Below are 25,644 nucleotides of genomic sequence, written 5' to 3' on the forward strand. Positions count from 1 at the left end.
GGTTCGGCTTGATAAGGAGAAGAAGCAATGGATATCCGGATTTCAGGTCATCAGGTGGCGATCGGCGACGCGCTGAAGGCCCACGTTCAGGACCGGCTCCAGGGTATCGCCGATAAATACTTCGCCCGCGCGATCTCCGCCGAGGTGACGTTCGGAAAGGGTCCGCACGACAACGGCTTCACCTGCGATATCGTGGCGCACGTCACGCGCGGACTGATCCTGAAGGGCCGGCACGACGCGCACGACGCGCATCTGGTCTTCGATGGTGCCGCGGAGAAGATCGAGAAGCAGCTGCGCCGCTACGTGCGTCGCCTGAAGGATCGCCACGCCGCGCATGCCGCGACCGAAGAGACCCAGGAACGCATCGGCTACGATAATGCCGGCTACACGCTGTTTGCCGAGCAGATCGGCGAGGACGATGCGGGCGATGCGCCGCTGGTGGTCGCCGAAACGCGCGTCGACGTGCCGGACGCGAGCGTATCCGATGCGGTGATGATGCTCGACCTGCGCAACACCCAGGCATTGTTGTTCAAGAATGCCGGAACCGGATCGTACAATATGGTCTATCGGCGCGGTGACGGCACGATCGGGTGGGTGGAGCCGCAGCGTGGCGGCTGATCCGCGTCGATGACGAGTGATCTCAGCGACCTGCTCGTCCCGGAACTCATCGTGGTCGGAATGTCCGCTGCCTCCAAGAAAGGGCTCTTCACGCAGCTCGGCGCGCTGGTCGCACCGCTGCTGCGGGTCGATGCGCGAACGGTGGCGGACGCTCTGGCCGCTCGCGAGAAAGAGGGCTCGACCGGCTTCGGCGGCGGTGTCGCGATCCCGCATGCGCGGATCGCGGGGCTGCCGCGCGTGGCGATAGCGGTCGCGCGACTGACCCATCCGCTCGAGTTCGGTGCGGTCGACGACGCACCGGTCGACGTCATCGTGGCGATGTTGTCGCCGCCCCAAGCGGGAGGCGAGCATCTGAAGGCATTGGCCCGGGTGGCGCGCCGAATGCGCGATCGGGGACTGGTCGCCAAGCTGCGCGGCGCCGGCTCGCCCGATGCGATCTACGCGTTGTTGACCGATCATGAGGCGCGTGATGCCGCCTGAAGGTGCCACGGCGCATTACCGCGCTCTCGAAGCGCTGTATGCGGCCGCGCCGATCAATCGCTTCTTCGCATCGCGGTTGGAGGTGACGAACCCCGGCGAGTCGCGCATCCATTTCGAGGTCGATCGTCGCCACTTTCACGCCGCAGGCGCCGCGCACGGCACCAGCTATTTCAAAATGCTGGACGACGCGGCCTTCTACGCCTGCAACAGCCTGGTAACTGATCGATTCCTCCTCACCACGCAATTCAGCCTGCTATTGACCCGCCCGTTAGGCGAGGGCCCGGTGGTTGCCGAAGGTCGCTGGATCAGCGGGCAGCGCCGGGTGTTCGTGGCCGAAGCGAGACTGGTGACCGCGGATGGTGAAGAAGTCGCGCGCGGCACGGGCACCTTCATGCGCTCGCGGATCGCACTCGCGTCGCTGCCCGGCTACGCCGCCGCATGAGCAGCCGACTGCCGACACATCTCGCGATCGGAGCGCTGCTGCGGCGAGTGAACGATTCGGGCGGGCTGGCGGTAGTGCGTGCCAGGGGCGAGCCGCAGGGTGGGGCAATCCTGGTACTGATCGCCGAAGGGCGTGGGCTTCGCGCGATCGAGCGTATGCGCGGGCTTGACGACCGGGACGCGCTGGTTGCCGCTGGCCCGGAGTCGAATGAGACAGCGATGCTGGAGGACTATTGGCAAAACCGTCGTCGGCGCGATCCCGATTTGTGGGTCATCGAACTGGACGTCCCGGACGCCGAACGGTTCGTCGCTGAAACGATCCTGTCGCATTGACCCTGTTAACCTGTCGGCCGTAGCCGATCCTCATCGACAATGTGCGTTGTGCCGATGCGGGGTGCGATCCCGAACGGTGACGCAGTCGGGGGGGACCCGGGCGATACGGAGGCAGCTAACGCTGGTTCAGCGATCGTTCCCGCGCACCCACCGCACAAAAATGATGTGGAATGCCGTTCAGCTCGCGCATCGCGACTTTCGCGACGCTTACTTTCTCGGCCATGGCTCTGATAGCGCAGAGCGCACCCGGCCTGGCCGCTGATCTTCCGGCCGTTCCTGCCGCATCTACTGCAATTCAACTCGCACTTCCGTCGCAGGTTCCCACGATCGCTCCCGCCACGGCGACCGTGCAGGAAGCCACGGTAACGCCGGAGCAGGTAGAAGAGCAGATCGCCTATCCCACGCTTGCTGCTGCAGTTGCCGACCAGTCGATCCGCTCGGACGTCGACGAAGACCTGCGCTGCCTTGCCGGCGCCATCTATTTCGAGTCGCGCGGTGAGCCGCTGAGTGGCCAGCTCGCTGTCGCCGAGGTGATCCTGAACCGCACGCGCTCGCGCCGCTTCGGTGGCAGCGTCTGCGACGTTGTGACCCAGAAGGGCCAGTTCTCGTTCGTGCGCTCCGGCCGGGTGCCGGATGCACCGAGCAACGACGATTGGCGCACGGCGATGGCAGTGGCCAAGGTCGCGATGAAGGATGCTTGGGAGAGCGATGCCGCCAACGCGCTGTACTTCAATCACCGTCGTGTCGGTCATGCCAACGGCACCCGCGTCGCCTCGATCGGCAACCACATCTTCTATCGCTGAACGAACCGGCGGGTCGGGACGAACGAAGGCTTGGCTTTCGTTCGCATGATGTTCTACTATTCCGGGCGATGCTGACGACACCGGATACCTGCCACAGCGAAACGACGACCGCCCTCTGCGCTGCGGATGTGGCGAGGGGCGTTACGCGGATGCTGCTGCGCCACGACCTGACCGCCATCGCTGAAGTATCGCTGGATGGCGGACGCCGCGCCGACCTGATGGCGATCGACCCGCGCGGACAGCTCGTCATCGTCGAGATCAAGGTATCGCGTGCCGACCTGCTGGGCGACGGCAAATGGCAGGATTACCTTGCGCATTGCGACCGGTTCTATTGGGCGGTGCCAGCAGGATTCGACGCATCACCGATCGCAGGGGAGGCGTTCCTGCCGGATCGCACCGGCTTGATCGTGGCCGATCGCTACGACGCCGCGATCATCCGCGAGGCGCGGACCGAACTGCTTCCGGCGCCGACCCGCAAGCGTGGCACCTTGGCATTCGCACGCCGCGCCGCGCGCCGCGTCATCGCCGCGAACGATCCGGACGCGGTGCAGGGCTTCTGATCCGGCGCGGGTGGGCCGCTTAAAACTTCGGACCTGACACCGCTCGCTGCGTCTTCACCGGTGCGTCCTCCAACGTCTTCAGGATCGCGAGCGAGCGGGTGTCACGCTTGGCATAATCGCGCGCCGACATGCCCGCGACGTTATCGGTCTGATCCGGGTTGCCGCCAGCAGCGAGCACGGCGCGGACCAAGGCGAGATCGCGGCGCTGCACCGCGCGGATCAGCGGCGTTTCCCCGGCATTGTTGCCGAGATTCGCGTTCGCCTTCGACGTGCCAAGGATCTGCACCAGCTCCGGCTGCCCGGCCTGAACCGCCAACATCATCGGCGTATCGCCCTGGGCGTCGCGCAGGTTCGCGTCGGCGCCCTTGGAGAGCAGGTAGCGGAGATAGGCCGCGTCGCCACGCTTCACCACGATGTGCACCGCGCCTTCCCCAGACGACACGTCGCGGGTGTTGACGATCGTTTGCCCCGGCTGGTCGAGCATCGCGATCACGGCGTTGCCGTCGCCTTTACGCACGGCTTCCAGGAATTTGTAGCGCTGCGACTGTTGTTGCGCGACGGCAGGTAAGGCTGAGGTGACGGACAGCGCGGCAAGCAGCGCGGCATTCAGGAGCGGACGACGAAGCATCGGATCGGTTCTCGCGGGAGGCCAAGGGTTGCGCCGGGCGCTATAACCCATCACATCTGCCACCACCATGAACATGCGCTGTTTCGCCGTCTCGCTCGCGTTGCTGCTCGCCGGGCCTCTCGCGGGATGCACGCAGGAACCCGCGGGTGACCCGCCGCTCGCCGGAGCGCGGATCGGCGGAGCCTTTTCGCTGACCGATCAGGACGGCCGTGCCGTCAGCGATCGTGATTTCGCCGGGCGCTATCGCATCGTCTACTTCGGCTACACCTTCTGCCCGGACGTCTGCCCCACAGACGTGCAGAACATCGCGGCCGCGCTCAAGCTGCTGGAGCGCGACGATCCGGCGTTGGCGAAGAAGATCGTGCCGATCTTCATCACGATCGATCCCGCACGCGACACGCCAGCTGCGCTCAAGCGTTTCGTGACTGCCTTCCATCCGCGGCTGGTGGGGTTGACCGGTAGCGCGGCGCAGATCGCGAAGGTCGCCAAGGAATATGGCATCTATTTCGCGCGTGGTGCAGGGACGGCCGACGGCTACCTGATGGATCACAGTCGACAGATATATCTCTTCGATCCGGACGGCCGCCCACTGGCCTTGCTGCCGGAAGGGCCACCAGCCGCAATCGCGAAGGAAATAACGACATGGGCGCGCTGACCGGCCGGTTCTGGGAATCGACCCCGCTCGACAAGCTCGATCGTGCGCAATGGGAGGCATTGTGCGACGGCTGCGGGAAGTGCTGCCTCCACAAGCTGGAGGATGAAGATACCGGCGAGCTGGTGGCCACCAACGTAGCGTGTCGCCTGCTCGACCGGGGCAGCGGGCAGTGCTCGAATTACCGCCACCGTCGCGCCTATGTCAGCGAATGCGTGCGGCTGACGATGGGCAACGTCCATGCGATCGACTGGCTGCCCACCACCTGCGCCTATCGCTTGCGCGCCAATGGCGAACAGTTGCCGACATGGCATTACCTCGTTTCCGGCGACCGGGAGGCGGTGCACCGTGCGGGCGAATCGGTGCGCGGCTGGACGATTAGCGAGGACGATGCCGGCGAACTCGAATTGCATATGGTCGATCGCCAGTTGTGAGCGACGGCATACTGGTCGTCCGCAACGCGCGCGCACGTCGCACGCGGCTGTCGTTCGATCCGGTCACCGGGCGTGCGCGGCTGACGTTGCCGTCCCGGGCATCGGCGACCAAGGCGCTGGCATGGGCACACGCACAAACGGCATGGATCGAGCGGCAGCGCGGTCGCTTGCCGGAGGCGCGTCCGTTCGTGCCCGGCGCGGTGCTGCCGGTCGACGGTCGCGCGCTGACGATCACGTGGCTTGCCGACGCGCCACGACTACCTTCGGCGATTGACGACCGGCTATTGGTCGGCGGCCCCGCCGATATGGTGCCAAGGCGCGTCGATGCGTGGTTGCGCCGCCGGGCGTTGGCGCTGCTGGAGGCCGATACGGCTTTCTACGCCGATCGTGCCGGAGTGATCGTCACTGGAGTCGCGATCGGCGATGCACGCGGGCGCTGGGGCAGCTGCGCGCATCATGGCGCGATCCGCTATAGCTGGCGGCTGGTGCTCGCCCCCCCGGACGTAAGACGCGCAACCGCCGCGCATGAAGTCGCGCACCGCGTCCACATGGATCATTCGCCCGCCTTCCACGCCCTGGTCGCGCAGCTTTACGGGCGCGAGCCGAAGGTGGAACGTGCTTGGCTTCGCGCCAACGGCGCCGCGCTTCACTGGTTCGGGCGCTCGCCGGGCGGCTGATTGGTCGGATTGCCTGTACGCGGTGGCGGGGTGCGGACCGCGTCGCGGCGTGGTTGCCCGGTAACCCGATCCAGCCAGTCCTGGTCCAACCGCTCATCGTCGCGGCGCGGTTCGCCATTATCGTCGCGCGGTGGCAGCGGCTGGACGACAGGGCGCTCGGGTCCGAATACCGGTGCCTGTTCCTGCGGCGCCGGGGTGCCATCGTCCGGACCGTAGCCGTCCTGATCGACGAAGGCCGAATTGTCGGGCGCGCCATAATAGCTCTCCGCGTCCGGTTCCAATTGCGCCTCCGGCAACGTTACCGCGGTCTCGAATCGCTCAATCGGACGATTCGCGACCGCCTTGCTCATGAAGAGCTGGAACGCGCGCGCGGGGGCGGTCCCCCCGTGCAGCCCGGCGATCGGACGTGCGTCGTCGCGCCCCATCCACACCCCGGTCGTCAGCCCGGAGGAGAAGCCGAGGAACCAGCCGTCCTTGCTGCTGGTCGTCGTACCCGTCTTGCCTGCGACCGGCCGTCCGATCTGTGCTGCGCGTCCCGTCCCGGTGTTGACGGTTGTCTGGAGCAGGTCGGTCATCTCGGCCGCGACGTTCGGTGCTACCAGCACCTGGCTGCGATCCACTTCGTGGCGATAGATTTCCTCGCCGTCAGCCGTCACGCGGGTGATGCCGAACGGCGTCACCGCCACACCCTTGTTCCCGACGCTTGCGAAGGCGCGGGTCATGTCGATCAGCCGCACGTCCGACGTGCCCAGCACCATGGAGGGGTGAGTATTGACCGTCGTCGTGATGCCGAAGCGCCGGGCCATGTCGGCCACGGTCTGGAAGCCGACGGCCTGCCCCAGCCGCGCCGCGATCGTGTTCAGCGAATAGGCGAAGGCAGTGCGCAGCGTCACCTCGCCCGAGAAGCGCCGCGAATCGTTGCGTGGGCTCCAGCCGTCGATCGTGACGGGGGCGTCGAGTTCCCTGTCCTCGGGCGTGCGCCCGGCCTCCAGCGCGGCGAGGTAAACGAATAGCTTGAACGACGACCCAGGCTGCCGCTGCGCCTGCGTCGCGCGATTATAGATCGAGCTGACGTAATCGGTCCCACCGACCATCGCGCGCACCGACCCGTCGCGATCGATCGCGACCAGCGCCCCCTGCGCCCCCTTGGGCACGTTCGCGCGTACCGCAGTATCCGCGTCGCGCTGCATCGCCGGGTCCAGCGTGGTCCAAACCTCCAGCGGCTTTTCGGTTTCGTCGATCAGCAGGTCGAGTTGTGGCAACGCCCAGTCGGTGAAGTAGCGCACGCTGTTCTGGCGCGGCGCAGGGGCCAGCTTCACACCGGTCTCATTGGCGTCACGTGCGTCGGCGACCGAGATGAAGCCGTTGCGCACCATCTGCTGGATCACGACGCCGGCACGCCCGACCGCCGCCTCGGCGTCCGCGGTCGGCGAGTAATTGGACGGCGCCTTCACGAGGCCGGCGATCACCGCCGCTTCCGCGAGGCTCAGTTCACCGGCACCGTGACCGAAGAACTTCCGGCTGGCGGCGTCGATGCCGTACGCGCCGCCGCCGTAATAGACCTTGTTGAGGTAAAGCTCGAGGATCTGATCCTTCGTGAACTTGCGCTCCAGCGCGAGCGCCAGAATGCCCTCACGGAATTTGCGCCCGAACTTCTTTTGGTTGTTCAGGAAGATGTTACGAGCCAGCTGCTGCGTGATCGTCGAGGCGCCCTGCACGCGACGGCCGCGTTCGTAGTTGACGTAGAGCGAGCGCATGATCCCGATCGGGTCGACGCCGATGTGATGGTCGAAGCGGCGATCCTCCACCGCGACCGTCGCTTCGCGCATCACCGCGGGAATGCGATCGTAGGAAAGCCATTCGCCATAGCTCGGCCCGAGCGACACCAGCACCGATCCGTCGGCGGCGTGGACGCGGATCATTTGCCCGTTCGGCGAGGATTTGAGCGATTCGAAGCTCGGCAGCTGCGAACGCGCGATATAGACAGCGGTCACCAGTGCGGCAGTCGCCAGCACGATGGCGGCGAGCGCCAGTTTCAGGGCGAGGCCCAGCCGACGTCGCCACGGCGAACGGGCTTTGGACGGGGCGGAGCGGGAGGTACGGGCGCGGGCCATATTAAGCCCGTGGCGGATAGAGGCTTGAGCGGGGCTTAACAAGACGTCTGCCACATCGGGCTGACGGGCGGCTACGCGGCGCCTGGCCCCGGCCTCTCACTCACCGCATCGAAGCGGGAGGATGGTGCGGTCGAGAAGACTCGAACTTCCACGTCCTTTCGGACACAACGACCTCAACGTTGCGCGTCTACCAATTCCGCCACGACCGCACGTGTTGTCCACCGGGCAAACCCGGCGTCTGGTAGGGACGCGCCCCTAGCAAAGCGCTTGGCGGCTGGCAACGTCAATTCGTCAGGCGCGCCGATTGCGACGTTCAGTTCGTCTCGCCGACGAAGCTTAAATCGAGCCGCTTGGAGCTCGCCGGAACATCGACCTGTGCCGAATTGAAGTCGATCGCGCCGCCCGGCAGCAGGGTGCGTTGTTGCGGGGTGATCGTCCAGCTGAAGACGATGCGGTTCTGCGAATCGCGCAGGTCGGCGCGGATATCCGGCACGCGCTGCCGGGTCGAGGACGGGTTGGTGATGCGCCCGCTTACCGCGAACAGCTCCGAACCATTGGCCATCTTGCGGCGCTCGATGGGATTGTCGGCGATGCGCAGCGGCAGTTCCTCCGGGCCGATCGACAGGCCGATCTGTTGCGCGAGTCCCGGCGCGGTCGTCCACAGGATCACAGCAACCGCAGCCAGCATCAGCAGCCCGGCGGCGAGGCTTGCGATCGTGCGCATTCGAGCGCTGCCGCGCTTCGGCGCGCGAAATGGCGGCCGGTGCGCGAATGCGTCGTAATTGCCGGGGTCCGCGGGCGTGGTGGCGGATTTTGCCGGCGGCGCTTGAAGTGGCAGCGCAGGCGGGGGGGGCGGAGCGGGCGCCTCCGCGACCGGCGCGGGTTCCGGTTCCGGAGCCGCGGGCGCCTGCAGGGGGACGGGTGCGAAGACTTCTGCCGCTTCCTCGTCCGGCTCGTCGGCGTAGGCGACGTCCTGATACCAGCTGTGCCCGCAATTGGCGCAGCGTACCGTGCGGCCCGGCGGCGCGATGGCGTGGTCCGGCACCAGGTAGCGGGCGCGGCATTCGGGACAATCGAGGATCATAGGCGCGGCACCGGCAGGACGAACGAGCCGAATCTAAGCACGCGCGCCAGTACGAAGGCAAGCGGCGAAGCGGTCTGCGAGTCCCCCATGCTTGAAGCGGCCATGCCGCGCGTGCAAAGGCTGTGGGCGATGGCGGCGATCGTGCAGTTCGAGAACGTGGGCCTGCGCTACGGCCATGGCGAAGAGGTGCTGCGCGACGTCACGTTCGCGCTCGCTGCCGGCGCCTTCTATTTTCTCACCGGTGCCAGCGGGGCTGGCAAGACCTCGCTGTTGCGGCTGCTGTACCTCGCGCAGCGCCCCAGCCGGGGGGTGATCCGGCTCTTCGGGTCCGACGTGGTCACGATGCCGCGCGCAAGGATGCCGTTGCTGCGGCGGCGGATCGGGGTCGTCTACCAGGATTTCCGGCTCATCCCTCACCTGTCGATCACGGACAATGTCGCGCTGCCACTGCGGATCGCCGCAGTGCCTGAGGAGGAGGTGCGCGAGGCGGTCGGCGAGATGCTCGCCTGGGTCGGGCTCGGGCATCGTGCCGCCGCGCGCCCGTCGACGCTGTCGGGCGGCGAGCAGCAGCGTGCGGCGATCGCGCGCGCGGTGATCGCACGTCCGGACATCCTCCTCGCCGATGAGCCGACCGGCAACGTCGACGATGCGATGGCCGACCGGCTGATCCAGTTGTTTGTATCGCTCAACGCCTTGGGCACCACCGTCGTAGTGGCGACGCACGACGCCCAGTTGTTGGCCCAGGTGCCCGCCGCGCAGACGATGCGGATCGCCGGCGGGCGGCTGGCCGATCCGGCCGGCGCGTCCCGCGTCCCGGCCTGGCGCGAGCGCGCATGACCGCAGCGACTGCCCGTGTCCTCGATACTGCGAACGAGGGCCGCATGATGGCCGGCGTGCTGGCGATCATGCTGTTCCTGACAATGCTCGCGGCGGCTGGCGGGATCGGCGCGGCGCGTGGGGCAGAGGCGTTGCGCGAAGCGCTGGCGGGGCGCGCAACGGTCCAGATCGTGATGGCCGACGCGGCGAGTCGGAAGGCGATCGCCGCGCGGGTACTGGCGACCTTGCGCATTGCGCCGGCGGTACGCCGTGCTAGTCCCGTGCCGCCCGCCGAACTGGCGCGACTGCTCGGCCCGTGGCTGGGCGATACGGCGGCCAGTGCCGACCTGCCGGTTCCGGCGTTGATCGATATCGAGCTGGCGCCGCGTCCGGATGCGCTGGCACAAGTTCGTGCCGCTTTGTCAGCGATCACACCGGCGGCGCGAGTGGATGCACATGCCGATGCACTTGCAGGGACTGGCACGCTGCTGACTACGCTTACGGTGTTGGCGGGCACGACGGTCGTGCTGATGATCGCGGCCAGCGCAGCGGTGGTGTTGCTGGCGATCCGCTCGGCGCTCGGCGCGCATCACACGACGATCGAGATCATGCACGGGCTCGGCGCGACCGATGCGCAGGTGGCGCAGCTGTTTCAACGACGTATCGCGCGCGACGCCGGCTTCGGCGCGGCGGCGGGCAGTGTGGCGGCCTGGGGAGTGATCCTGCTGCTCGGGCAGCTTGCCGGCGTTACCCGATCGCAACTGCTGGACGGTATGACGCTGGGCCAAAACGGTTGGATCGCGATAATTGCGCTGCCGTTCGCGTTCGTCGGGTTCGCGGCGACGGTGGCGTACGTGGCGGTCGTGCGTGCGTTGGGGCGGGTAGCGTGACAAAGCGACTTTTCGCCCTGGCACTATTGGCCTGGATGTTGGGGTTCGCGCTCTTCATGCTGGCGTTGCCCGCGCCTGCCGATCCGCGGGTGCTGACAGACGGTATCGTGGTGCCGACCGGTGCGGCGGGACGGACCGCCCGCGGGCTTGACCTGCTCGAGCATGGCCGGGCGCGGCGGATGCTGGTGACCGGGACCGCGCCGGGCGTCACCCGCGCCGACCTCGCGCGCGTCGCCGGTCATGCCGCGACGATCGCCTGCTGCGTCGATCTCGGTGCGGAAGCGGTCGACACGCGCAGCAACGCCGAGGAGACAGCCGCCTGGGTGCGGGCGCGTGGCTATCGCTCGATCCGGCTTGTCACCTCGAACTGGCACGCCCGGCGCGCGGCCTTGGAACTCGGGCCGGTGCTGGGGACGGAGGTGACCGTCATAGTCGACGGCGTGCCGGCGCAGCCGACGCTGACCCAGGCATTCAATGAATATAACAAGCTGCTGCTTCGCCGCGTGGTCTTGTGGGGGGAGAACTGGCGGTGAACTGGTTTCGCACGATCGCATTCCGGACGTTATTCTACATCCTGTCGGTGCCGATCGTGGCGACGACGCCGATTGCCGGCTTGTTCGGGCAACGCGTACTGATCGCGCATTCCGATCGCTGGTCGCGACTGCACCGGTTCCTGATGCGGCGGGTTCTCGGTATCACACCGCGCATCGAAGGAGTGATCCCAACGGGCCAATATCTCTTCGTCGCCAAGCACGAGGCGATGTACGAGACGCTGGAACTGCAACTGCAGCTCGGGTCGCCCGCAATGGTGTTGAAGCGTGAGTTGATGCGCATTCCGCTGTGGGGATGGTCGGCGGTGAAGTACGGGGCGATCGTCGTCGATCGCGAGGCGTCGTCCAAGGCGTTGCGCGCGCTGATGCGGGAGGCGGCGGCGGTACGCGCTACGGGGCGGTCGGTGATCGTCTATGCCGAGGGGACACGCGTTCCGCACGGCGAGAGCCCGCCGCTCCGCTCGGGATTCGCCGGGCTCTACAAGGCGCTCAACTTGCCGGTGGTGCCGATCGCGCTCGACAGCGGGCGGTTGCTGCCGAAAAAAGGGCCGAAGCGGTCGGGCGTCATCACGATCCGGATCGGCGCGCCCATCCCGCCGGGGCTGCCGCGCCGCGACGCAGAGGCGCGGGTGCACGCCGCGATCAACGTGCTGAATCAGCCCTGATCCTTCGCCTCCAGTCGCGCCTTCAACCCTGCGAGCGCGCCGAACGCGCCGGCTTCCTCTTCGCTAAGCACTCCCGCACGCTTGAGTACCGCGCCAGCATCCGGGCTACGCGGAAACGGGTCGAGCGCCAGCACCATCGTCTCGGCGGCCGCTTCGCCGAGATCGACCCCGCCGCCCTCGATCTCGATCGTGTCGAGCGCGTCGCCGGCCAGTTCGATCTCCTCCTCGCCGGCACGTGCCGGCTCAACGAAGCGCAGCGCTACGCGTTCGTCGACCGTCGCCGGCAGCGGATCGCCGGTGACGGTGCAGGCCTGCACGACCCGCGCAGTGACCCGGCCGTGCGCCATAATGCCATTAGCCTCACGGCGGATCGCGAGATCGGCCTGTAACCGCTCGACCGCCAGCAATCCGAAGCGCTGCGCCAGCGCCATGCGCTCGGCGTCGTTGGCCTCAATCATTACTTGCCGGTCTTCGCCGCCGATCTCGTCCAGCCGCTCGATGCGGGAAAATTCCGTCGTCATGGCACCCGTCCTTCTATCATTTGCGGCACCGTCACCGCATCAAGTGCGCCGCGCAGCGCGACCAGACCGTCGCGGGTATGCGCCAGCGCCGCCTCGCCGGGCGCGGTGCCGCGATACAAGTTCCTGATCAGCGCCGCGTCGAGGTCGCCGCTCGCCAACCCGTCGCGGTAGACGCCGAGCCGACCGCCCAGCATCCCCATCATCCGCCCGACATGCTTGCCGACCACCATGTCGCCGAAGCCGATCTGGCGCACCTGCGCGTCCATGTCGTCGATGAATCGCTCGGTGAGACGCGCGGTCGGTTCCGGTCCGTCGGGATCCTCCTCCAGCCGGAGCAACACCATCGCCAGCACCGCCGCCACCATGTCGAACCGCCCGTCCAGCGTATCCGGCACCGCGCCGTCCAGATACCAGTGCGGCGCGCGCGCGCGAGCGACCACCGCGTCGTACAGCGGCAGCGCCGCGCTTCGGTCGCGCCGCCGCAATACCTTCGTCAACCAGCCCAACCCGTCTTCCCTTCGATCGTGCGCACACCCGCGACGGCGCGCGCTTGTCTCGCCCCGCCTGTAAGCATATTGAGGCCGCTGGCCGCAAAGTCCACGCGCGCCTGTGACCGGAGTATCGATGCGCCCGCTGATCTTCCTTGCCCTGGCCGGCGTCCTCGCCGCGGGCTGCACGCCGCTCCGCTCGCATCAGGGCTATATCGTCGATGCCGACCTGGTGAACTCGATCCAGCCGGGGGTCGACAATCGCCAGTCGGTGCTCGCGACGCTCGGTACGCCCAGCTTCGCCGCGCAGTTCAACCAGGGCGACTGGTATTATATCGCGCGCGACAGCCGCAACTACGCCTTCAACGCGCCCAAACCGCGCGATCAGCTGACGTTGCAGATCAGCTTCGACCAGACCGGCAACGTCAGCGCGATCCGCAAATCCGGGGTCGAGCAGGTCGTCAACCTTGCGCCATATGGCAAGACGACTCCGACGCTTGGCCGCGATCGGGGCTTCTTCCAGGACCTGTTCGGCAACATCGGCGCAGTCGGCGCGGCCGGCGGCCCGGGCGGGGCGGGGCCGACTGGACGCAACGGCCAATAAGGATCCTGTCGCTTCGCTGACGGCCGCGTTCGCGGCACATTCAGCGGGCAGCGGCCATATCCTCTCCAACGAAGCGGTAGTGCCGCTTCGTTGGGTATGGAGGATAGTGATGCGTAAGATGATCACCGTGGTCCTGCTTGCCGTTACCGCGCTGCCTGGGATCGCGATATCCGTTCCCGCGGCGGCGCAATCGCGCGGCGAGGTATGGCGCGACCGGCAGGATATTCGTCGTGAGCAGCAGCAATTGGATCGTGCCCGCGCGCGCGGCGACTGGCGTGACGTGCGCGAGCAGCGACAGGATCTGCGCGAGGCGCGGCGCGAGTTCCGTGACGATCGTCGCGACCTGCGGGACCGTCGCCAATGGCGGCGCGATCGTCGCGAATGGCGCGACGAGATGCAGCGCTGGCGTTCCGGGCACCGCGACCTCTACGCTCGTGGCGGCTGGCAGGCACCGTTCCGCTATCAGTCGTTCCGACCCGGCGTCAGGATTGCGCCCACCTACTACGGGGCGCGTTACGTGATTGCCGATCCGGGGCGATACCGCTTGCCGACCGCGCCACGGGCGGCGCGTTGGGTGCGTCATTACGACGACGCGCTCTTGGTCGACCACCGTCGCGGGGTCGTGCTCGACGTGGTGCGCGGCTTCTACGGCTGATCCCAGCGCCGACCCGCGGTTCGGCCGCGCCGCCCTGTACGCGGCGACGCGGCCGGTACCGGCTTGGGTCGGCACCGGTCCCGAAAGGGGGAAAGGGACCGTGCGGCAAACGTTCTTTCCGCCATTCGGTTCTTATCGGGTCATCGGTTCTTCCTAGTCCGTTGCCATTCTGCAACAGCCTTGCCATCGTCGCGACGGTCGGGGGACGAGCAGCATGGATCGTAACGGGGCATGAACGCCGCACTCGGCGGTTTCGATCGCATCCTGCTGGAAGTGGCGCTGTTCGGCGCGGCGATCATCCTGGCGGGTGGCATCGATGATCTGCTGGTCGATCTGACGTGGTGGCGGGTACGGCGCGAGGAGCCGCTTCGCACCGACATGCCGTCGGCACCGCCGCTGCCGCTTGCGGTGTTCGTTCCCGCCTGGGACGAACAGCGGGTTATCGGCGCGATGTTGGCGGCGACGCTGGCGCGCTACGATCACCCGGATTACCGCCTGTATGTAGGCTGTTACCCCAATGATCCCGGTACCTGCACAGTCGTCCGGGCGATTGCATCAGGCGACGCGCGCGTCCGTGTGGTGATGGCGCCACATGACGGGCCGACCACCAAGGCAGATTGCCTGAATCACATGTGGCGCGCGTTGTGCCGCGACGATGAGCGCGTGGATCGGCGCACCGCGGGGGTGGTGCTGCACGATGCCGAGGATGTCGTGCATCGTGCCGAGCTACGTCTGTTCGACGATCACCTTCGCGATGTGGCGCTGGTACAATTGCCGGTCGTCCCATTGATCGATCCGCGCCGACGGCTGGTGTCCGGGCATTATGCCGATGAGTTCGCCGAGTCGCATCGGCGTGACCTCGTCGTACGCTCGGCGTTGGGAGCGGCGTTGCCGTTGGCGGGCGTCGGTTGCGCGATCCGCCGCGACGCATTGGAACGACTCGCCGCAGGACGCGGGATGCCCTTTGAGCCGCAGAGCCTGACCGAGGATTACGAACTGGGCCTGCGCGTCGCGGCGTTCGGCATGCCGGCGCGGTTCGTACGGTGGCGCGAGCGGGCAGGCGGGGCGCTGATCGCCACGCGCGCATATTTCCCGGACACGATCGACGCCGCCGTGCGGCAGAAAGCGCGCTGGGTTACCGGGATCGCATTGTCGGGATGGGATCGCACCGGTTGGGGGCATCGGCGCAATCCGGCCGAATACTGGATGCGCATGCGCGACCGGCGCGGATTGCTGGCGGTAATCGCGCTGCTTGCGGCTTACGCCGCGCTCGTCGGCTGGAGTGTCTCGTGGCTGGCGCATGCGTGGAACGGCACCGTGCCAGCGCCGGTCGGCGCCGGGCTGCGTGTGTTGCTAATGCTCAATGCCGCGCTCCTTTGCTGGCGCTTGGCAGCGCGCGCCGCGCACACCGCCGCCGAACATGGCTGGCGGGAGGGATGCTGGTCGATCCCGAGGGCGTTGGTCGCCAATTATATCGCGCTGCTCGCGGCGCGGCGCGCGCTGACGCGCTACGTCGGCACCCTGCTCGGCGCGGCCCCGCGCTGGGACAAGACGGCGCACCGTTTCCCAGAATCGCTGCCCGACTCGCAATGATGGGTGCCGGCCGACCCCTGCGCTTCCTGGCGCTGGTGCTGGGCGCGTGGATCGGCATGCGAACGTGGCAGCTGTGGCCGGACACGCCGTTGCCCCCGGTTGTCCGTGACGCGATGCGGCGGGTGATCGCGCGCGGTACGCCGCGATCCTATCCACGACCGGCGGAGCAGCTACCGCCGCGGCGGACGCAGCGGACGATATTCGGCCCGCATCAACTGGCGGCGCAGGCGAAGGTGGCGGAGTTGCCGCCTCTGCGATCCGTCACGTCGTCTGGTGACCCCGCTGCCGCCGCGCCGGTCGAGGAACGTGCTTCCTACGTTCTCGGCTTGCTCGGCATGATTCGATACGGTGCGCCAGAGCCGCCGCCGCCCACCGCGCGGCGCTGGTCGGCGAGTGGCTGGGCGATCGTTCGCGGTGCAGGGCCGGGCGGCGGCGTCGCGACGCCGCAACTCGGCGGCGGGCAGGCGGGAATACGGATTGCGCGAACGCTCGATGCGCGCGGCCGGTTGGCGGTTGCGGCGCGGGTGGCCGCCGCGCTCGGCACGAGGCAGCAGGAGGGCGCGCTTGGCGTCGAATGGCGGCCGACCCGCCTGCCGGTCCGCATTGTCGCCGAGCGTCGCTTCGGGCTCGTCAACCAGCGCGGCGGGGCCGCGGTGGGGATGGTCGGTGGGGTCAGCGAACAACCGCTTCCGATCGGCTTCCGCCTCGACGGTTACGCGCAGGTCGGTGCGGTGCTGCGCGACCGGGTGGAGAGCTATGCAGACGGCGCGCTGCGCGTTGCGCGTCCGGTGTTTCGTTCCAACGGCGGAACCGTCCTGTCGCTGGGTGCCGGCGCGTGGGGCGCGGCCCAGCGTGACGCACACCGTGTCGACATCGGCCCGGCCGCGATCCTGGAGGTACCGCTAGGCAATGCGCCGCGCTTGAGGATCGCGCTCGAATGGCGCCAGCGCGTTGCGGGCGAGGCCCGGCCGGGATCCGGGCCGGCACTGTCGATCGGTGCCGACTATTGATGGCGTCATCGGCGCGAAGCGGGTAGCGCTGCGAGCCGTCATGGACATCTATCTGCCGATCGCAAACCTCTCGGTGAACGCGCTGGTGATGATCGCGCTGGGCGCGGGCGTCGGGCTGCTCTCGGGGATGTTCGGGGTCGGCGGCGGGTTCCTGACCACGCCGCTGCTGATCGTCTACGGCATTCCGCCGACCGTCGCCGCCGCCTCCGCCGCCAGCCAGGTGACGGGTGCGAGCGTCTCGGGAGTGTTCGCGCATTTCCGCCGCGGCGGCGTCGATACGCGGATGGGCACGGTGCTGGTGATCGGCGGTGTGCTCGGCTCATTGTTCGGTGCGTGGCTTTTCCGGCTGCTCCAGCAATGGGGGCAGATCGATACGACGATCGCGATCACCTACGTGCTGCTGCTCGGCTCGATCGGGCTAATGATGCTCAAGGAAGCCGTGGAGGCGGTCTTGATCGCCAAGGGCCACCGCACGGCACGGCCGCGGCGTCGCCGACATCACCCGCTGGTCGCCAGCCTGCCGTTCCGCACCCGCTTCTATGCCTCCGGGCTCTATATTTCGCCGCTCGCGCCGTTGCTGCTCGGCTTCTTCACCGGCATCCTGACGATCCTGCTCGGCGTCGGCGGCGGATTCGTGCTGGTGCCGGCGATGATCTTCCTGCTCGGCATGTCGACGACAGTGGTGGTGGGGACCAGCCTGTTTCAGATTCTGTTCGTCACCGCCGCCGCGACGCTGGTCCATGCGACCACCACGAAAGCCGTGGATATCGTGCTTGCGGGCCTGCTGCTGGTCGGTTCGGTGGCGGGGGCGCAGGTCGGTGCGCGCTTCGCGGCGAAGGCCAGGCCGGAATATCTGCGGCTCGCATTGGCGTTGATGGTACTTCTGGTCGCGGGGCGGATCGCGCTCGGGCTTGGCTGGCGCCCGGACGAGATCTACGCGGTTGAGCTGTCGTGAGGGCGGCGCTGCTGCTCGCGCTCGCCGCGCCGCTGATGATGGCGCAGGCCAAGCCGCTGCTGGTGCCCGACGTGTCGCAGCGGCAGATAGACATCGCCTACAGCTTCACCGGCGCGGAACTGCTGCTGTTCGGCGCAATCATCTATCCCGGCGGACGCCTGCCGGTCGGCGACAAGGGCACCGACGTCGTGGTGGTCGTTAAGGGGCCGACGCAATCGGTAGTGATCCGCGAGAAGGAGAAGGTGGCGGGCATCTGGGTCAACGCCGGGCGGCTGCGCTATCGTTCGGCACCGTCATTCTATGCCGTGGCATCGTCGCGTCCGCTGGGGCGTCTGGTCGACGAGCGGACGCGCGCGATTTACGAACTGGGGCTCGACAGCCTGCAATTGTCGCCCGCCTCCGCCGCCCCGTCGGACGTGCAGGACCGTTTCACCCGCGGCCTGGTCGAGCAGCGGACGCGAACCGGGCTGTTCTACGAAGCGCCGCGGGCGGTGGAGATCACCGACGGCGTGCTTTACCGGGCGCGCGTATCGATCCCCGCTCGCGTGCCGGTGGGGCGCTTCACCGCGGAGACGTTCCTGATTCGCGACGGCCGCGTGCTGGCGGTGGCGGTGCGTGAGATCGATATCCGTAAATCGGGCTTCGAGCGATTCGTAGCGCAGGCCGCGGATCGTCACGAATGGCTGTACGGCGGCGCGGCGGTGCTGTTGTCGGTAGCACTCGGCTGGGGTGCGGGGCGGCTGGCGCGGCGCTGACGGCTCCACCGGTTGTTTACGAAGCCGGTGCTAGAGTCACGTGTCAGACGCCAGAAAGCGCCAACCACATGAACGACATACCAGGCTCGCACGCCTTCGATGCCGCAATCGCCGCCGCCTTTTCGGGCGCGCCGCCACTGCACGATGCGAGCGGCGCGATCGGCTATGTCCGGCAGATCGCCGGTGGTCGGGGCGAACTGATGCTCGACGGGGCGATGCTCGCGGCGCTGCAGGCCGACGCCGATCCGACGCTTGCGATGGCGGGGCAGGTCGGCGGGCAGGTAAAGGCGCGTGTCGGCGCGACCTGGCTGATCGCCACGATCCGCGCGCTAAGCCTGGTGGGCGGGCCGCGTGATCCGGTCGCCGCGGAGGTCGACTTCCTCGGCGAAGGTGATGAGGAGCGACTGACAGGGCGGCTCCACGGGTTCCGCCGCGGGGTCACCCGCTATCCGACGCCGGGGACGGAAGTGTTCGCGGTCGGTGGCAACGATCTCAAGGAAATCTATGCCGCGACCGGACGCGCCGCCATCGAGATCGGCACCGTTCACCCGACCCGCGACGTGCGCGCTTCGCTCTACATCGACGCGATGCTTGGCAAGCATTTCGCGTTGCTCGGCTCGACCGGCACCGGCAAGTCGACCGCCGCGGCGCTGATCCTCCACCGTATCTGCACGCTTGCGCCGCAGGGGCGTGTCGTGATGATCGACCCGCACGGCGAATATGGCGCCGCGTTCGGCAAAGCAGGCGCGCTGTTCGATGTCTCGAATTTGCAGATGCCGTATTGGTTGATGAACTTCGACGAGCATTGCGAGGTGTTCGTCACCTCCGAAGGCACGGCACGGCAAGTTGACGCCGATATCCTCGCCAAATGCCTGCTCGCCGCCAAGGCCAGGAGCCGCGCGGGGCAGGAGATCGCGAAACTTACCGTCGACGCCCCGATTCCATATCTGCTCAGCGACCTGACACAGATCATCCAGCAGGAAATGGGGAAGATGGACCGCGCGGGCGATACCTCGCCTTATCTGCGGCTGAAGAACAAGATCGACGAAGTGCGCGCTGATCCCCGCTACGGCTTCATGTTCTCCGGCATGCTGGTCGGCGACACGATGGCGGCATTCGTGCAACGCATCTTCCGTCTGCCTGGTGAGGGCAAGCCGATCTCGATCATCGACGTGTCGGGCGTACCGAGCGAGATCACGTCAGTGGTGGTCGCGGTGCTGGCGCGGATGGTGTTCGACTTCGCGATCTGGTCGCGCGGCGAGGCGCAGCGGCCAATCCTGCTGGTCTGCGAGGAGGCCCACCGTTACGTCCCCGCCGATCCCGCCGCTCGGGGATCGGTGGCGCAGATCCTCGGCCGGATCGCCAAGGAAGGGCGCAAGTACGGCGTCGCACTGGGGCTGGTGACGCAGCGCCCGTCGGACCTGTCGGAGGGCGTGCTGTCGCAATGCGGTACGATCATCTCGATGCGGCTGAACAACGATCGCGATCAGGCGTTCGTCCGCGCCGCAATGCCCGAAGGCGCGCGTGGCTTCCTCGACGCCCTGCCGGCGCTCCGCAATCGTGAGGCGATCGTCTGCGGCGAGGGCGTCGCGATCCCGATCCGGGTGGCGTTCGACACGCTGGAGGAAGGGCGGCGGCCGGCATCCGATGACCCGATCTTCTCCGAATTGTGGCGGAACACCGGCGGCGAGGAGGAGATGGTTGCCCGCACTGTGCACCGCTGGCGGTCGCAGGGCCGCTAGGTGCGTTCGCCAAGCAGCCGCAAGGTGGCGTGGTCGGGCCCGTCGAACAACGCCTTCAGCGTCTCGGCGACAATCGCCGGGGCGCCGGCACGATCGAACAGTGTCAGGGACGAGCGCAGCTTCATCGCGTCGACCACGCCCATGATCGAATCGGCCGACCGTCCACGATGCGGGCCAAGCGCAGTGACACATTCGAGATAGCGACGGCCGAGTAGCGGATGCGCCAGATAGGCGCGCGCTTCGTCCACATCGCGGATAGCATAATGCCGGGCGGTGGCGCTCTGGCCCAAGCCGGCGACTTGCGGAAAAACGAACCACATCCAGTGGGTGCGCTTGGCGCCCTGCGTCAGTTCGCGGAGTGCGGTGTCGTAAAGGGGCGCCTGAGCGGCGACGAAGCGGGCGAGATCCATCCCTGCCAAACGCGCGGGAGGGTGGAGCCGGTCCGTTCGGTCAGGCCGTGATCGCCGTCACTGCGTCAACGTAGAGCAGAAGTGCCGTGGTGGCGAAGCTGGCGGCGCTGATCAGCAGCGAGCGGGCGAGCGTGGGATAGTGCGACATCGGGCTGGCTCCGGTCAGGCGATCGGGGTGACGGGGACGGCGGCGCTGACCATCACGACGGCGACGGCGACGGCGGCGGCGATCGAGAACAGCGACTGGCGGAGAGCGGCGAAACGGATGGTCATTTGGTGAACTCCTGATGCGTCGGGCCGGTCGATCCGGCCGATGCCAGGTTCACTGCAGGGACCGTGCCAATTGGCTGCCAAGAGGGATCGACGTCGTGTCGCCACAAAACTGGCGCGATCCGCCAGCTGTTTCCGGTAAGCTCCGCCAGATTGCGGCGCGGATTACGATGCGGTGATCGTCCGCGCCCGCCCCTGGTCCTTGGCGCGGTACAAGGCAGCGTCGGCGCGCGCCATCAGCGCGGCGCGTCCCTCGCCCACACGCCCCTCGGCGACGCCGGCGGAAAAGGAGACGGTACCGATCAGTTCGCCGGTTTCGCGCACACGCGGGCGGCGCTCGGCGATCACCTGGCGGATGCGTTCGATCACCTGTGCGGCCTCGTCGAGAGGGGTGTCCTCGAACAGTAGCGCGAACTCCTCGCCGCCATAGCGGGCGACCATCATGCCCTTTTCGGACGCGAGCATCTGCGCGACCATTCGGATCACGCGATCGCCGACCGCATGGCCGAAATTGTCGTTGACGCGCTTGAAGTGGTCGATGTCGCAGATTGCGACGGTGACGGCCGTATCACGATGCAGCGACGCGAAGGTCTCGTCGAAGGCGCGTCGGTTCGGCAGGTCGGTGAGCGGATCGGTGCGTGCCGAGCCGCGTGCCTCGTCGAGCGCGGTGCGCAGTTCCTCGGTCTCGCGCAGCGCGTGGTCGAGCTTCGATTCGGCACGCTGCACGCGCTGGATCATGTCGGTGGTCAGCGCCGCGATTGCCTCGATTCCGGCCTCCGCACCCATGTCCCGCATCGTGTCGGCGGAGCGTTGCAGGTCACGACCGAAGTCGTTTGCCTCGGCATGGACGACGCGCATCGTGTCGTCGAACCCGTCCAGTTGAAGCATCATCCGCTCCATCATCGCCTGATGCGCGTCGGCATCTCCGGTCAGCGGCACATCGTCGCCGTCGTCGTCGCCAACGAGTGGCACGCCAGCGACCGCGCTGCCGCCAAGCGACGCGATGTCATGGGTGGTCAACCGCACGCCGCCATCGGTGATCGCCGCGACGCGCCGGGCGACCAGCCCTTCGCAATTGGCGATCACTTCATAGGCGAAGGCGTAATGCGCCGGTTCCGGGCTGAGGCGGTGGGCGGCGAGGAACGCCCCGATGCGGGCGAACAGCCGGTCTCCCCCGTTCGCTTGCCCGGCATCGACCGCCCTGCTCGCCATCGCCCGTCCCATATTGTCCCCACTTCGATGGGAGCGCTATAATGCGGGAACTCCTAAGATATCCTAAGCACCCGCTTAGTGTCCGGCGAGCCGGGTTACCGCCTCCAGCGAACGCGAGACGTGCTCGGCGGGGTTCATATCGGAATAGACCGAAGCGATCCGGCCGTCGCGGGCGATGACGTAGCTGGTCCGGCTGGTTACCTGCCGCCCCTTGACTTCACGTCCGAGCGCGACGTCGTAGCCCGCGACCACCTTCGGTCCGGCACTGGCCACGGTAAACTTGCCCGCGCACTCGCTGGACGAGAAGCGCTGGAGATCGGGCACGTTGTCGGCGGACATGCCGATCACCGTCGCACCGGCGGCACGGAACGCATCGACCTTCTCGGCAAAGGCGCGCGCCTCCGCATTGCAGCCGCCGGTGAAGGCGGCGGGGAAGAAGTAGAGGACGACCGGCCCGCGCTTCAGCGCATCGGCGAGTCGCACCGGCACCACCTTGCCGGCCATCGCGCCGCGGGTGGAGAAATCGGGCGCCTTCGCACCGGGCGCCAGAGCGGCAAATGCCGGGGTGGCGAGTGTGAGAGCGAGGGTGGCGGCAAGCAGGCGGCGCATCGGGCAATCTCCGGCAGGGACGGTGGCGAACAAGCCTTCGTAGCGGGGGTCGGCGCCGCCAGCCAGCCCGCTCGCGCATCACCGATCGCCGGGCTTCCGCATCGTCCGGCAATCGGGTAGCGCGATGGCCATGCCATCCACCTTGAAATGCGACCTCGCGATCGTCGGCGGCGGCCTGTCCGGCGCGCTGGTCGCGCTGGCGGTGCAAGCGCGGCATCCGGGGCTGGAGGTGCGGCTGATCGACGCTGGCGACGCGATCGGCGGCAATCACTTCTGGTCGTTCTTCGGCGCCGATCTCGACGGCCCGGAGCTGGCGCTGGTGGCGCCGGTGATCGCGCATGGCTGGCCCGATTACGACGTCCGCTTCCCCGGCCATGCGCGGACGCTGGACCAGTCTTACTACACGGTCCGCTCGGCGGCGCTGGACGCGCACGTTCGCGCCATGCTGCCGCGGCGCGCGGTGATGACCGGGCGTAACGTTCTGGCATGCAGCGCGACTGCGGTGGTGCTGGGCGACGGCGACCGGCTGAGTGCTGGCGGGGTGATCGATGCACGGGGTGCGGGCGACCTGTCGTTGCTGAAGGGGGGGTGGCAGAAGTTCGTCGGGCACGAACTGCGCGTCGTCGGCGGGCATGGCGTGACGCGCCCGGTCGTGATGGACGCCACCGTGCCGCAGCTGGACGGCTATCGCTTCGTCTATCTGCTGCCGTTCTCCCCCGACACCTTGCTGGTCGAGGACACCTATTACAGCGATACGCCCGAACTGGACGAGCCGACGCTGGCGACTCGGATCGGCGACTATGCCCGAGAGAGGGGCTGGCACGCCGAAATCGTCCACCGCGAGCGCGGCGTGCTGCCTGTGGTCAGCGGCGGCGACTTCGACGCGTATTGGCGTTCGACCGGCGCGAAGGTCGCCAAGGCCGGGGTGCGCGCCGGGCTGTTCCACCCGACCACCGGCTATTCGCTGCCGGACGCGGCGCGGCTGGCGGTGTTGATCGCGCAACACAGCGATCTTTCGGGCGCGGCGCTGCACGACCTGACTTTTCGCCACGCCGCGCGTTTGTGGCGACAACGAGGTTTTTACCGGATGCTCGATCTCATGCTGTTCAAGGCCGCCAATCCCGACCAGCGCTACCGGGTGCTGGAACGATTCTATCGCTTGTCGCCCGATCTGATCGCGCGCTTCTATGCCGCACACTCGACGACGCTCGACAAGTTGCGGGTGCTTTCGGGGAAACCGCCGGTGCCCGTGGGTCGCGCGATCGCCGCGCTGAGTGGGCGGGCATGATGCCGCCGGCATCCCGGCGCGCGGTCGTCGTCGGCGCCGGGTTCGGTGGGTTGGCGCTGGCGATCCGGCTGCAGTCGGCTGGAGTCGCTACCACGATCGTCGAGTCGCGCGACAAGCCGGGCGGGCGTGCCTATTTCTGGGAGCAGGACGGCTTCACCTTCGACGCCGGGCCGACCGTAATCACCGATCCGGCCTGCCTGGAGGAATTGTGGGCGTTGTCGGGGCAGAAGCTGGCCGACGATGTCACACTGGACGCGGTGCAGCCGTTCTACCGGCTCAACTGGCCGGACGGGACCAACTTCGACTACACCAACGACGATACGATATTGCGCGCCGAGATTGCCAAGCTGAACCCGGCCGATGTGGCCGGCTACGCCAAGTTCCTCGACTATGCCGCGGGTGTCTATCACGAAGGCTATGAAAAGCTCGGTACCGTCGCCTTCCTCGACTTTGCGTCGATGATCAAGGCTGCGCCGGCGCTCGCCAAGTATCAGGCGTGGCGGTCGGTCTACTCGATCGTGTCGAAGTTCGTCGCGGATGAGCGACTCCGGCAGGCATTGTCGTTCCACACGTTGTTGGTCGGGGGCAACCCGATGACGACGAGCGCGATCTATGCGCTGATCCACAAGCTGGAGCGCGACGGCGGCGTATGGTTCGCCCGTGGCGGGACAAACCGGCTGGTGGCCGGCATGGTCGCGCTGTTCGAGCGGCTGGGCGGCACGCTGCGGCTGGCCGACCCGGTGACGCGGATCGAGACGCTGGGCGACCGCGTCACCGCGGTCGAGACCGCAAGCGGGTGGCGCGAGCCCGTGGACATGGTCGCGGCCAACGCCGACATCATGCACGTCTATCGCGATCTGCTGCCCGAATCCGGTGCGGCCCGACGCACGGCGTCGCGGCTGGAGCGCAAGCGCTATTCGCCATCCCTGTTCGTCATCCATTTCGGGGTGAAGGGCACGTGGCCGGGCATCCCCCACCACATGATCCTGTTCGGGCCGCGTTATAAGGGGCTGCTCGACGACATCTACGAGCATGGCGTGCTGAGCGAGGACTTCTCGCTCTATCTCCACCACCCGACGGTGACCGACCCGTCGCTGGCGCCCGAGGGTGATTCGACCTTCTACGTGCTGGCCCCGGTTCCGCACATGGGCAAGTTCACCGGCGACTGGGAGACGGTGCGCCCGATCCTGGAGAAACGCATCCTCGACGAAGTGGGGCGGCGCTTGATCCCGGACATCCACGATCGGATCGTCACCAAGTTCAGCTACGCACCGACCGACTTCGCGCACGATCTGAATGCGCATCTCGGCAGCGCCTTCTCGCTGGAGCCGATCCTGACCCAGAGCGCGTATTTTCGCGTGCACAACCGCGACGATGCGATCCCGAACCTGTATTTCGTGGGCGCGGGGACGCATCCGGGGGCGGGGATCCCCGGCGTCGTCGGCAGCGCGAAGGCGACTGCGGCGCTGATGCTGGAGGGCTGAGGCAAGCCGTGGTATTTCGGTGGCGCGTGTAGACCGCCCGGCGCCGTTCAGTGGACGCGGGGCAAAGGGGTAGTACTGATGAGCCACCTTTTGCTTCAACCAAAGCATGGCAACCTGGTCAGCCGCCGAGCATCCTTGTCGCCGCAATATGGCGATCGATCGATCCGCGTGCGCTGACGAGGCATATTGCGGAACCGCAGCAGGAACGTGGTGAGCGCCCTTCATGCTTGCGCTGTTTGCGGGATCGCTCCCGTACAGCAGATCCTCTTCGCGATGCTGTCCAGGACGGGGCCGAGCGCGGC

The 25,644-nt window shown here is 67.5% G+C and carries 30 protein-coding genes and 1 tRNA gene; 22 read left to right on the forward strand and 9 right to left on the reverse strand.

Annotation, left to right across the window (positions count from 1 at the left end; translation table 11 throughout):
- The first annotated feature begins 27 nt into the window (after nucleotides 1–27).
- The 6 genes from hpf to SPHPHY_RS0100295 all read left to right on the forward strand — a co-directional run bounded on the left by hpf (nucleotide 28) and on the right by SPHPHY_RS0100295 (nucleotide 3,235).
- Entirely contained in the window at nucleotides 28–618 is a 591-nt protein-coding gene (hpf, locus tag SPHPHY_RS0100270; protein WP_022684713.1) for a ribosome hibernation-promoting factor, HPF/YfiA family, read from the forward strand.
- A 9-nt stretch (nucleotides 619–627) separates the two neighbouring features.
- Complete coding sequence (locus tag SPHPHY_RS0100275; protein ID WP_022684714.1) at nucleotides 628–1,098, forward strand: PTS sugar transporter subunit IIA; 471 nt, start codon at nucleotides 628–630, stop codon at nucleotides 1,096–1,098.
- Nucleotides 1,088–1,540 (forward strand): PaaI family thioesterase, encoded by a 453-nt coding sequence (locus tag SPHPHY_RS0100280; RefSeq protein ID WP_022684715.1) that lies wholly within the window; start codon nucleotides 1,088–1,090, stop codon nucleotides 1,538–1,540. The genes SPHPHY_RS0100275 and SPHPHY_RS0100280 overlap by 11 nt, the downstream gene beginning before the upstream one ends.
- The gene (locus SPHPHY_RS0100285) at nucleotides 1,537–1,872 is read left to right on the forward strand and encodes a DUF1491 family protein (RefSeq protein ID WP_022684716.1); all 336 of its coding nucleotides are present in this window, start codon (nucleotides 1,537–1,539) and stop codon (nucleotides 1,870–1,872) included. The genes SPHPHY_RS0100280 and SPHPHY_RS0100285 overlap by 4 nt, the downstream gene beginning before the upstream one ends.
- Nucleotides 1,873–2,042: 170 nt before the next feature.
- Nucleotides 2,043–2,675, forward strand: coding sequence for a cell wall hydrolase (locus SPHPHY_RS0100290; protein WP_022684717.1), 633 nt, complete (start codon nucleotides 2,043–2,045; stop codon nucleotides 2,673–2,675).
- A 68-nt stretch (nucleotides 2,676–2,743) separates the two neighbouring features.
- Complete coding sequence (locus SPHPHY_RS0100295) at nucleotides 2,744–3,235, forward strand: MmcB family DNA repair protein (RefSeq protein WP_022684718.1); 492 nt, start codon at nucleotides 2,744–2,746, stop codon at nucleotides 3,233–3,235.
- Between the two features lie 19 nt (nucleotides 3,236–3,254).
- On the opposite strand, the gene SPHPHY_RS0100300 is transcribed toward SPHPHY_RS0100295, so the two are convergent.
- Nucleotides 3,255–3,938: an ankyrin repeat domain-containing protein gene (locus SPHPHY_RS0100300; RefSeq protein WP_231370311.1), complete on the reverse strand. Its 684-nt coding sequence runs from the start codon at nucleotides 3,936–3,938 to the stop codon at nucleotides 3,255–3,257.
- On the opposite strand from SPHPHY_RS0100300, the gene SPHPHY_RS0100305 reads away from it, so the two are divergent.
- Genes SPHPHY_RS0100305 through SPHPHY_RS0100315 form a run of 3 tightly spaced genes read left to right on the forward strand, consistent with a single transcriptional unit; the run spans nucleotide 3,931 to nucleotide 5,626 of the window.
- Nucleotides 3,931–4,518 carry an SCO family protein gene (locus tag SPHPHY_RS0100305; protein WP_022684720.1) on the forward strand — a complete coding sequence of 196 codons (588 nt, stop codon included), beginning with the start codon at nucleotides 3,931–3,933 and terminating at the stop codon, nucleotides 4,516–4,518. The genes SPHPHY_RS0100300 and SPHPHY_RS0100305 overlap by 8 nt on opposite strands.
- A complete protein-coding gene (locus SPHPHY_RS0100310) occupies nucleotides 4,506–4,949 on the forward strand; it encodes a YcgN family cysteine cluster protein (protein ID WP_022684721.1) in 444 nt (147 codons plus the stop codon). Before SPHPHY_RS0100305 ends, SPHPHY_RS0100310 begins: the two co-directional genes overlap by 13 nt.
- Nucleotides 4,946–5,626 (forward strand): M48 family metallopeptidase, encoded by a 681-nt coding sequence (locus tag SPHPHY_RS0100315; RefSeq protein ID WP_022684722.1) that lies wholly within the window; start codon nucleotides 4,946–4,948, stop codon nucleotides 5,624–5,626. The genes SPHPHY_RS0100310 and SPHPHY_RS0100315 overlap by 4 nt, the downstream gene beginning before the upstream one ends.
- Here the strand turns inward: SPHPHY_RS0100315 and SPHPHY_RS0100320 are convergent.
- From SPHPHY_RS0100320 to SPHPHY_RS0100330, 3 genes are all read right to left on the reverse strand, one after another.
- Entirely contained in the window at nucleotides 5,596–7,740 is a 2,145-nt protein-coding gene (locus tag SPHPHY_RS0100320) for a transglycosylase domain-containing protein (RefSeq protein ID WP_081645180.1), read from the reverse strand. The two genes, SPHPHY_RS0100315 and SPHPHY_RS0100320, sit on opposite strands and share 31 nt — an antisense overlap.
- Nucleotides 7,741–7,862: 122 nt before the next feature.
- Nucleotides 7,863–7,949, reverse strand: a tRNA-Leu gene (locus SPHPHY_RS0100325).
- 104 nt (nucleotides 7,950–8,053) lie between these two features.
- The gene (locus SPHPHY_RS0100330; RefSeq protein ID WP_022684724.1) at nucleotides 8,054–8,824 is read right to left on the reverse strand and encodes an MJ0042-type zinc finger domain-containing protein; all 771 of its coding nucleotides are present in this window, start codon (nucleotides 8,822–8,824) and stop codon (nucleotides 8,054–8,056) included.
- 129 nt (nucleotides 8,825–8,953) lie between these two features.
- On the opposite strand from SPHPHY_RS0100330, the gene ftsE reads away from it, so the two are divergent.
- From ftsE to SPHPHY_RS0100350, 4 genes are read left to right on the forward strand one after another with little or no spacing between them, the layout of a single operon-like run.
- A complete protein-coding gene (gene ftsE, locus SPHPHY_RS0100335) occupies nucleotides 8,954–9,661 on the forward strand; it encodes a cell division ATP-binding protein FtsE (RefSeq protein ID WP_028056316.1) in 708 nt (235 codons plus the stop codon).
- Nucleotides 9,658–10,530: a cell division protein FtsX gene (locus tag SPHPHY_RS0100340; RefSeq protein WP_043129876.1), complete on the forward strand. Its 873-nt coding sequence runs from the start codon at nucleotides 9,658–9,660 to the stop codon at nucleotides 10,528–10,530. Before ftsE ends, SPHPHY_RS0100340 begins: the two co-directional genes overlap by 4 nt.
- Nucleotides 10,527–11,063, forward strand: a complete 537-nt coding sequence (locus SPHPHY_RS0100345) for a YdcF family protein (protein WP_022684727.1) — start codon at nucleotides 10,527–10,529, stop codon at nucleotides 11,061–11,063. Before SPHPHY_RS0100340 ends, SPHPHY_RS0100345 begins: the two co-directional genes overlap by 4 nt.
- Entirely contained in the window at nucleotides 11,060–11,746 is a 687-nt protein-coding gene (locus SPHPHY_RS0100350) for a lysophospholipid acyltransferase family protein (protein WP_022684728.1), read from the forward strand. The genes SPHPHY_RS0100345 and SPHPHY_RS0100350 overlap by 4 nt, the downstream gene beginning before the upstream one ends.
- Here SPHPHY_RS0100350 and SPHPHY_RS0100355 read toward each other — a convergent pair.
- Both SPHPHY_RS0100355 and SPHPHY_RS0100360 read right to left on the reverse strand, forming a co-directional pair.
- A complete protein-coding gene (locus SPHPHY_RS0100355) occupies nucleotides 11,737–12,267 on the reverse strand; it encodes a YceD family protein (protein WP_022684729.1) in 531 nt (176 codons plus the stop codon). The two genes, SPHPHY_RS0100350 and SPHPHY_RS0100355, sit on opposite strands and share 10 nt — an antisense overlap.
- On the reverse strand, nucleotides 12,264–12,773 hold the full coding sequence (locus SPHPHY_RS0100360) for a ubiquinol-cytochrome C chaperone family protein (protein ID WP_022684730.1): 510 nt from the start codon (nucleotides 12,771–12,773) through the stop codon (nucleotides 12,264–12,266). The genes SPHPHY_RS0100355 and SPHPHY_RS0100360 overlap by 4 nt, the downstream gene beginning before the upstream one ends.
- A gap of 118 nt (nucleotides 12,774–12,891) precedes the next feature.
- Here SPHPHY_RS0100360 and SPHPHY_RS0100365 point away from each other — a divergent pair, with 118 nt between their 5' ends.
- The 7 genes from SPHPHY_RS0100365 to SPHPHY_RS0100395 all read left to right on the forward strand — a co-directional run bounded on the left by SPHPHY_RS0100365 (nucleotide 12,892) and on the right by SPHPHY_RS0100395 (nucleotide 20,069).
- Nucleotides 12,892–13,359, forward strand: a complete 468-nt coding sequence (locus tag SPHPHY_RS0100365) for an outer membrane protein assembly factor BamE (protein WP_043130152.1) — start codon at nucleotides 12,892–12,894, stop codon at nucleotides 13,357–13,359.
- A 109-nt stretch (nucleotides 13,360–13,468) separates the two neighbouring features.
- Nucleotides 13,469–14,014 (forward strand): RcnB family protein, encoded by a 546-nt coding sequence (locus SPHPHY_RS0100370; protein ID WP_022684732.1) that lies wholly within the window; start codon nucleotides 13,469–13,471, stop codon nucleotides 14,012–14,014.
- 231 nt (nucleotides 14,015–14,245) lie between these two features.
- Nucleotides 14,246–15,607 (forward strand): glycosyl transferase family protein, encoded by a 1,362-nt coding sequence (locus tag SPHPHY_RS0100375; RefSeq protein WP_022684733.1) that lies wholly within the window; start codon nucleotides 14,246–14,248, stop codon nucleotides 15,605–15,607.
- On the forward strand, nucleotides 15,604–16,617 hold the full coding sequence (locus tag SPHPHY_RS0100380; protein ID WP_231370312.1) for a hypothetical protein: 1,014 nt from the start codon (nucleotides 15,604–15,606) through the stop codon (nucleotides 16,615–16,617). Before SPHPHY_RS0100375 ends, SPHPHY_RS0100380 begins: the two co-directional genes overlap by 4 nt.
- Before the next feature lie 40 nt (nucleotides 16,618–16,657).
- A complete protein-coding gene (locus SPHPHY_RS0100385) occupies nucleotides 16,658–17,572 on the forward strand; it encodes a sulfite exporter TauE/SafE family protein (RefSeq protein WP_022684735.1) in 915 nt (304 codons plus the stop codon).
- A 38-nt stretch (nucleotides 17,573–17,610) separates the two neighbouring features.
- Nucleotides 17,611–18,327: a TIGR02186 family protein gene (locus SPHPHY_RS0100390; protein ID WP_081645361.1), complete on the forward strand. Its 717-nt coding sequence runs from the start codon at nucleotides 17,611–17,613 to the stop codon at nucleotides 18,325–18,327.
- Nucleotides 18,328–18,395: 68 nt separating this feature from the next.
- On the forward strand, nucleotides 18,396–20,069 hold the full coding sequence (locus SPHPHY_RS0100395; RefSeq protein ID WP_022684737.1) for an ATP-binding protein: 1,674 nt from the start codon (nucleotides 18,396–18,398) through the stop codon (nucleotides 20,067–20,069).
- On the opposite strand, the gene SPHPHY_RS0100400 is transcribed toward SPHPHY_RS0100395, so the two are convergent.
- The 3 genes from SPHPHY_RS0100400 to SPHPHY_RS0100420 all read right to left on the reverse strand — a co-directional run bounded on the left by SPHPHY_RS0100400 (nucleotide 20,066) and on the right by SPHPHY_RS0100420 (nucleotide 22,570).
- Nucleotides 20,066–20,479 (reverse strand): DUF1810 domain-containing protein, encoded by a 414-nt coding sequence (locus SPHPHY_RS0100400; protein ID WP_022684738.1) that lies wholly within the window; start codon nucleotides 20,477–20,479, stop codon nucleotides 20,066–20,068. The two genes, SPHPHY_RS0100395 and SPHPHY_RS0100400, sit on opposite strands and share 4 nt — an antisense overlap.
- Nucleotides 20,480–20,914: 435 nt before the next feature.
- The gene (locus SPHPHY_RS0100415; protein WP_022684741.1) at nucleotides 20,915–21,961 is read right to left on the reverse strand and encodes a sensor domain-containing diguanylate cyclase; all 1,047 of its coding nucleotides are present in this window, start codon (nucleotides 21,959–21,961) and stop codon (nucleotides 20,915–20,917) included.
- A gap of 75 nt (nucleotides 21,962–22,036) precedes the next feature.
- Entirely contained in the window at nucleotides 22,037–22,570 is a 534-nt protein-coding gene (locus SPHPHY_RS0100420) for a peroxiredoxin (RefSeq protein WP_022684742.1), read from the reverse strand.
- A gap of 130 nt (nucleotides 22,571–22,700) precedes the next feature.
- Between SPHPHY_RS0100420 and crtY the strand changes: the two genes are divergently transcribed.
- Both crtY and SPHPHY_RS0100430 read left to right on the forward strand, forming a co-directional pair.
- Nucleotides 22,701–23,858 (forward strand): lycopene beta-cyclase CrtY, encoded by a 1,158-nt coding sequence (crtY, locus tag SPHPHY_RS0100425; RefSeq protein ID WP_028056320.1) that lies wholly within the window; start codon nucleotides 22,701–22,703, stop codon nucleotides 23,856–23,858.
- Complete coding sequence (locus SPHPHY_RS0100430; RefSeq protein ID WP_022684744.1) at nucleotides 23,855–25,342, forward strand: phytoene desaturase; 1,488 nt, start codon at nucleotides 23,855–23,857, stop codon at nucleotides 25,340–25,342. The genes crtY and SPHPHY_RS0100430 overlap by 4 nt, the downstream gene beginning before the upstream one ends.
- Nucleotides 25,343–25,644: the final 302 nt, after the last annotated feature.

The sequence above is a fragment of the Sphingomonas phyllosphaerae 5.2 genome, assembly GCF_000419605.1.
GTDB classification, from domain to species: Bacteria; Pseudomonadota; Alphaproteobacteria; order Sphingomonadales; family Sphingomonadaceae; genus Sphingomonas; species Sphingomonas phyllosphaerae_B.

What these genes read in the sequence shown, in the direction of transcription:
- hpf (WP_022684713.1), top strand. Translation starts at nt 28, where the DNA reads ATGGATATCCGGATTTCAGGTCATCAGGTGGCGATCGGCGACGCGCTG.
- SPHPHY_RS0100275 (WP_022684714.1), top strand. Translation starts at nt 628, where the DNA reads ATGACGAGTGATCTCAGCGACCTGCTCGTCCCGGAACTCATCGTGGTC.
- SPHPHY_RS0100280 (WP_022684715.1), top strand. Translation starts at nt 1,088, where the DNA reads ATGCCGCCTGAAGGTGCCACGGCGCATTACCGCGCTCTCGAAGCGCTG.
- SPHPHY_RS0100285 (WP_022684716.1), top strand. Translation starts at nt 1,537, where the DNA reads ATGAGCAGCCGACTGCCGACACATCTCGCGATCGGAGCGCTGCTGCGG.
- SPHPHY_RS0100290 (WP_022684717.1), top strand. Translation starts at nt 2,043, where the DNA reads ATGCCGTTCAGCTCGCGCATCGCGACTTTCGCGACGCTTACTTTCTCG.
- SPHPHY_RS0100295 (WP_022684718.1), top strand. Translation starts at nt 2,744, where the DNA reads ATGCTGACGACACCGGATACCTGCCACAGCGAAACGACGACCGCCCTC.
- SPHPHY_RS0100305 (WP_022684720.1), top strand. Translation starts at nt 3,931, where the DNA reads ATGAACATGCGCTGTTTCGCCGTCTCGCTCGCGTTGCTGCTCGCCGGG.
- SPHPHY_RS0100300 (WP_231370311.1), bottom strand. Translation starts at nt 3,938, where the DNA reads ATGTTCATGGTGGTGGCAGATGTGATGGGTTATAGCGCCCGGCGCAAC.
- SPHPHY_RS0100310 (WP_022684721.1), top strand. Translation starts at nt 4,506, where the DNA reads ATGGGCGCGCTGACCGGCCGGTTCTGGGAATCGACCCCGCTCGACAAG.
- SPHPHY_RS0100320 (WP_081645180.1), bottom strand. Translation starts at nt 7,740, where the DNA reads ATGGCCCGCGCCCGTACCTCCCGCTCCGCCCCGTCCAAAGCCCGTTCG.
- SPHPHY_RS0100330 (WP_022684724.1), bottom strand. Translation starts at nt 8,824, where the DNA reads ATGATCCTCGATTGTCCCGAATGCCGCGCCCGCTACCTGGTGCCGGAC.
- ftsE (WP_028056316.1), top strand. Translation starts at nt 8,954, where the DNA reads ATGGCGGCGATCGTGCAGTTCGAGAACGTGGGCCTGCGCTACGGCCAT.
- SPHPHY_RS0100340 (WP_043129876.1), top strand. Translation starts at nt 9,658, where the DNA reads ATGACCGCAGCGACTGCCCGTGTCCTCGATACTGCGAACGAGGGCCGC.
- SPHPHY_RS0100355 (WP_022684729.1), bottom strand. Translation starts at nt 12,267, where the DNA reads ATGACGACGGAATTTTCCCGCATCGAGCGGCTGGACGAGATCGGCGGC.
- SPHPHY_RS0100365 (WP_043130152.1), top strand. Translation starts at nt 12,892, where the DNA reads ATGCGCCCGCTGATCTTCCTTGCCCTGGCCGGCGTCCTCGCCGCGGGC.
- SPHPHY_RS0100370 (WP_022684732.1), top strand. Translation starts at nt 13,469, where the DNA reads ATGCGTAAGATGATCACCGTGGTCCTGCTTGCCGTTACCGCGCTGCCT.
- SPHPHY_RS0100375 (WP_022684733.1), top strand. Translation starts at nt 14,246, where the DNA reads ATGAACGCCGCACTCGGCGGTTTCGATCGCATCCTGCTGGAAGTGGCG.
- SPHPHY_RS0100380 (WP_231370312.1), top strand. Translation starts at nt 15,604, where the DNA reads ATGATGGGTGCCGGCCGACCCCTGCGCTTCCTGGCGCTGGTGCTGGGC.
- SPHPHY_RS0100385 (WP_022684735.1), top strand. Translation starts at nt 16,658, where the DNA reads ATGGACATCTATCTGCCGATCGCAAACCTCTCGGTGAACGCGCTGGTG.
- SPHPHY_RS0100390 (WP_081645361.1), top strand. Translation starts at nt 17,611, where the DNA reads ATGGCGCAGGCCAAGCCGCTGCTGGTGCCCGACGTGTCGCAGCGGCAG.
- SPHPHY_RS0100395 (WP_022684737.1), top strand. Translation starts at nt 18,396, where the DNA reads ATGAACGACATACCAGGCTCGCACGCCTTCGATGCCGCAATCGCCGCC.
- SPHPHY_RS0100400 (WP_022684738.1), bottom strand. Translation starts at nt 20,479, where the DNA reads ATGGATCTCGCCCGCTTCGTCGCCGCTCAGGCGCCCCTTTACGACACC.
- SPHPHY_RS0100415 (WP_022684741.1), bottom strand. Translation starts at nt 21,961, where the DNA reads ATGGCGAGCAGGGCGGTCGATGCCGGGCAAGCGAACGGGGGAGACCGG.
- SPHPHY_RS0100420 (WP_022684742.1), bottom strand. Translation starts at nt 22,570, where the DNA reads ATGCGCCGCCTGCTTGCCGCCACCCTCGCTCTCACACTCGCCACCCCG.
- crtY (WP_028056320.1), top strand. Translation starts at nt 22,701, where the DNA reads ATGCCATCCACCTTGAAATGCGACCTCGCGATCGTCGGCGGCGGCCTG.
- SPHPHY_RS0100430 (WP_022684744.1), top strand. Translation starts at nt 23,855, where the DNA reads ATGATGCCGCCGGCATCCCGGCGCGCGGTCGTCGTCGGCGCCGGGTTC.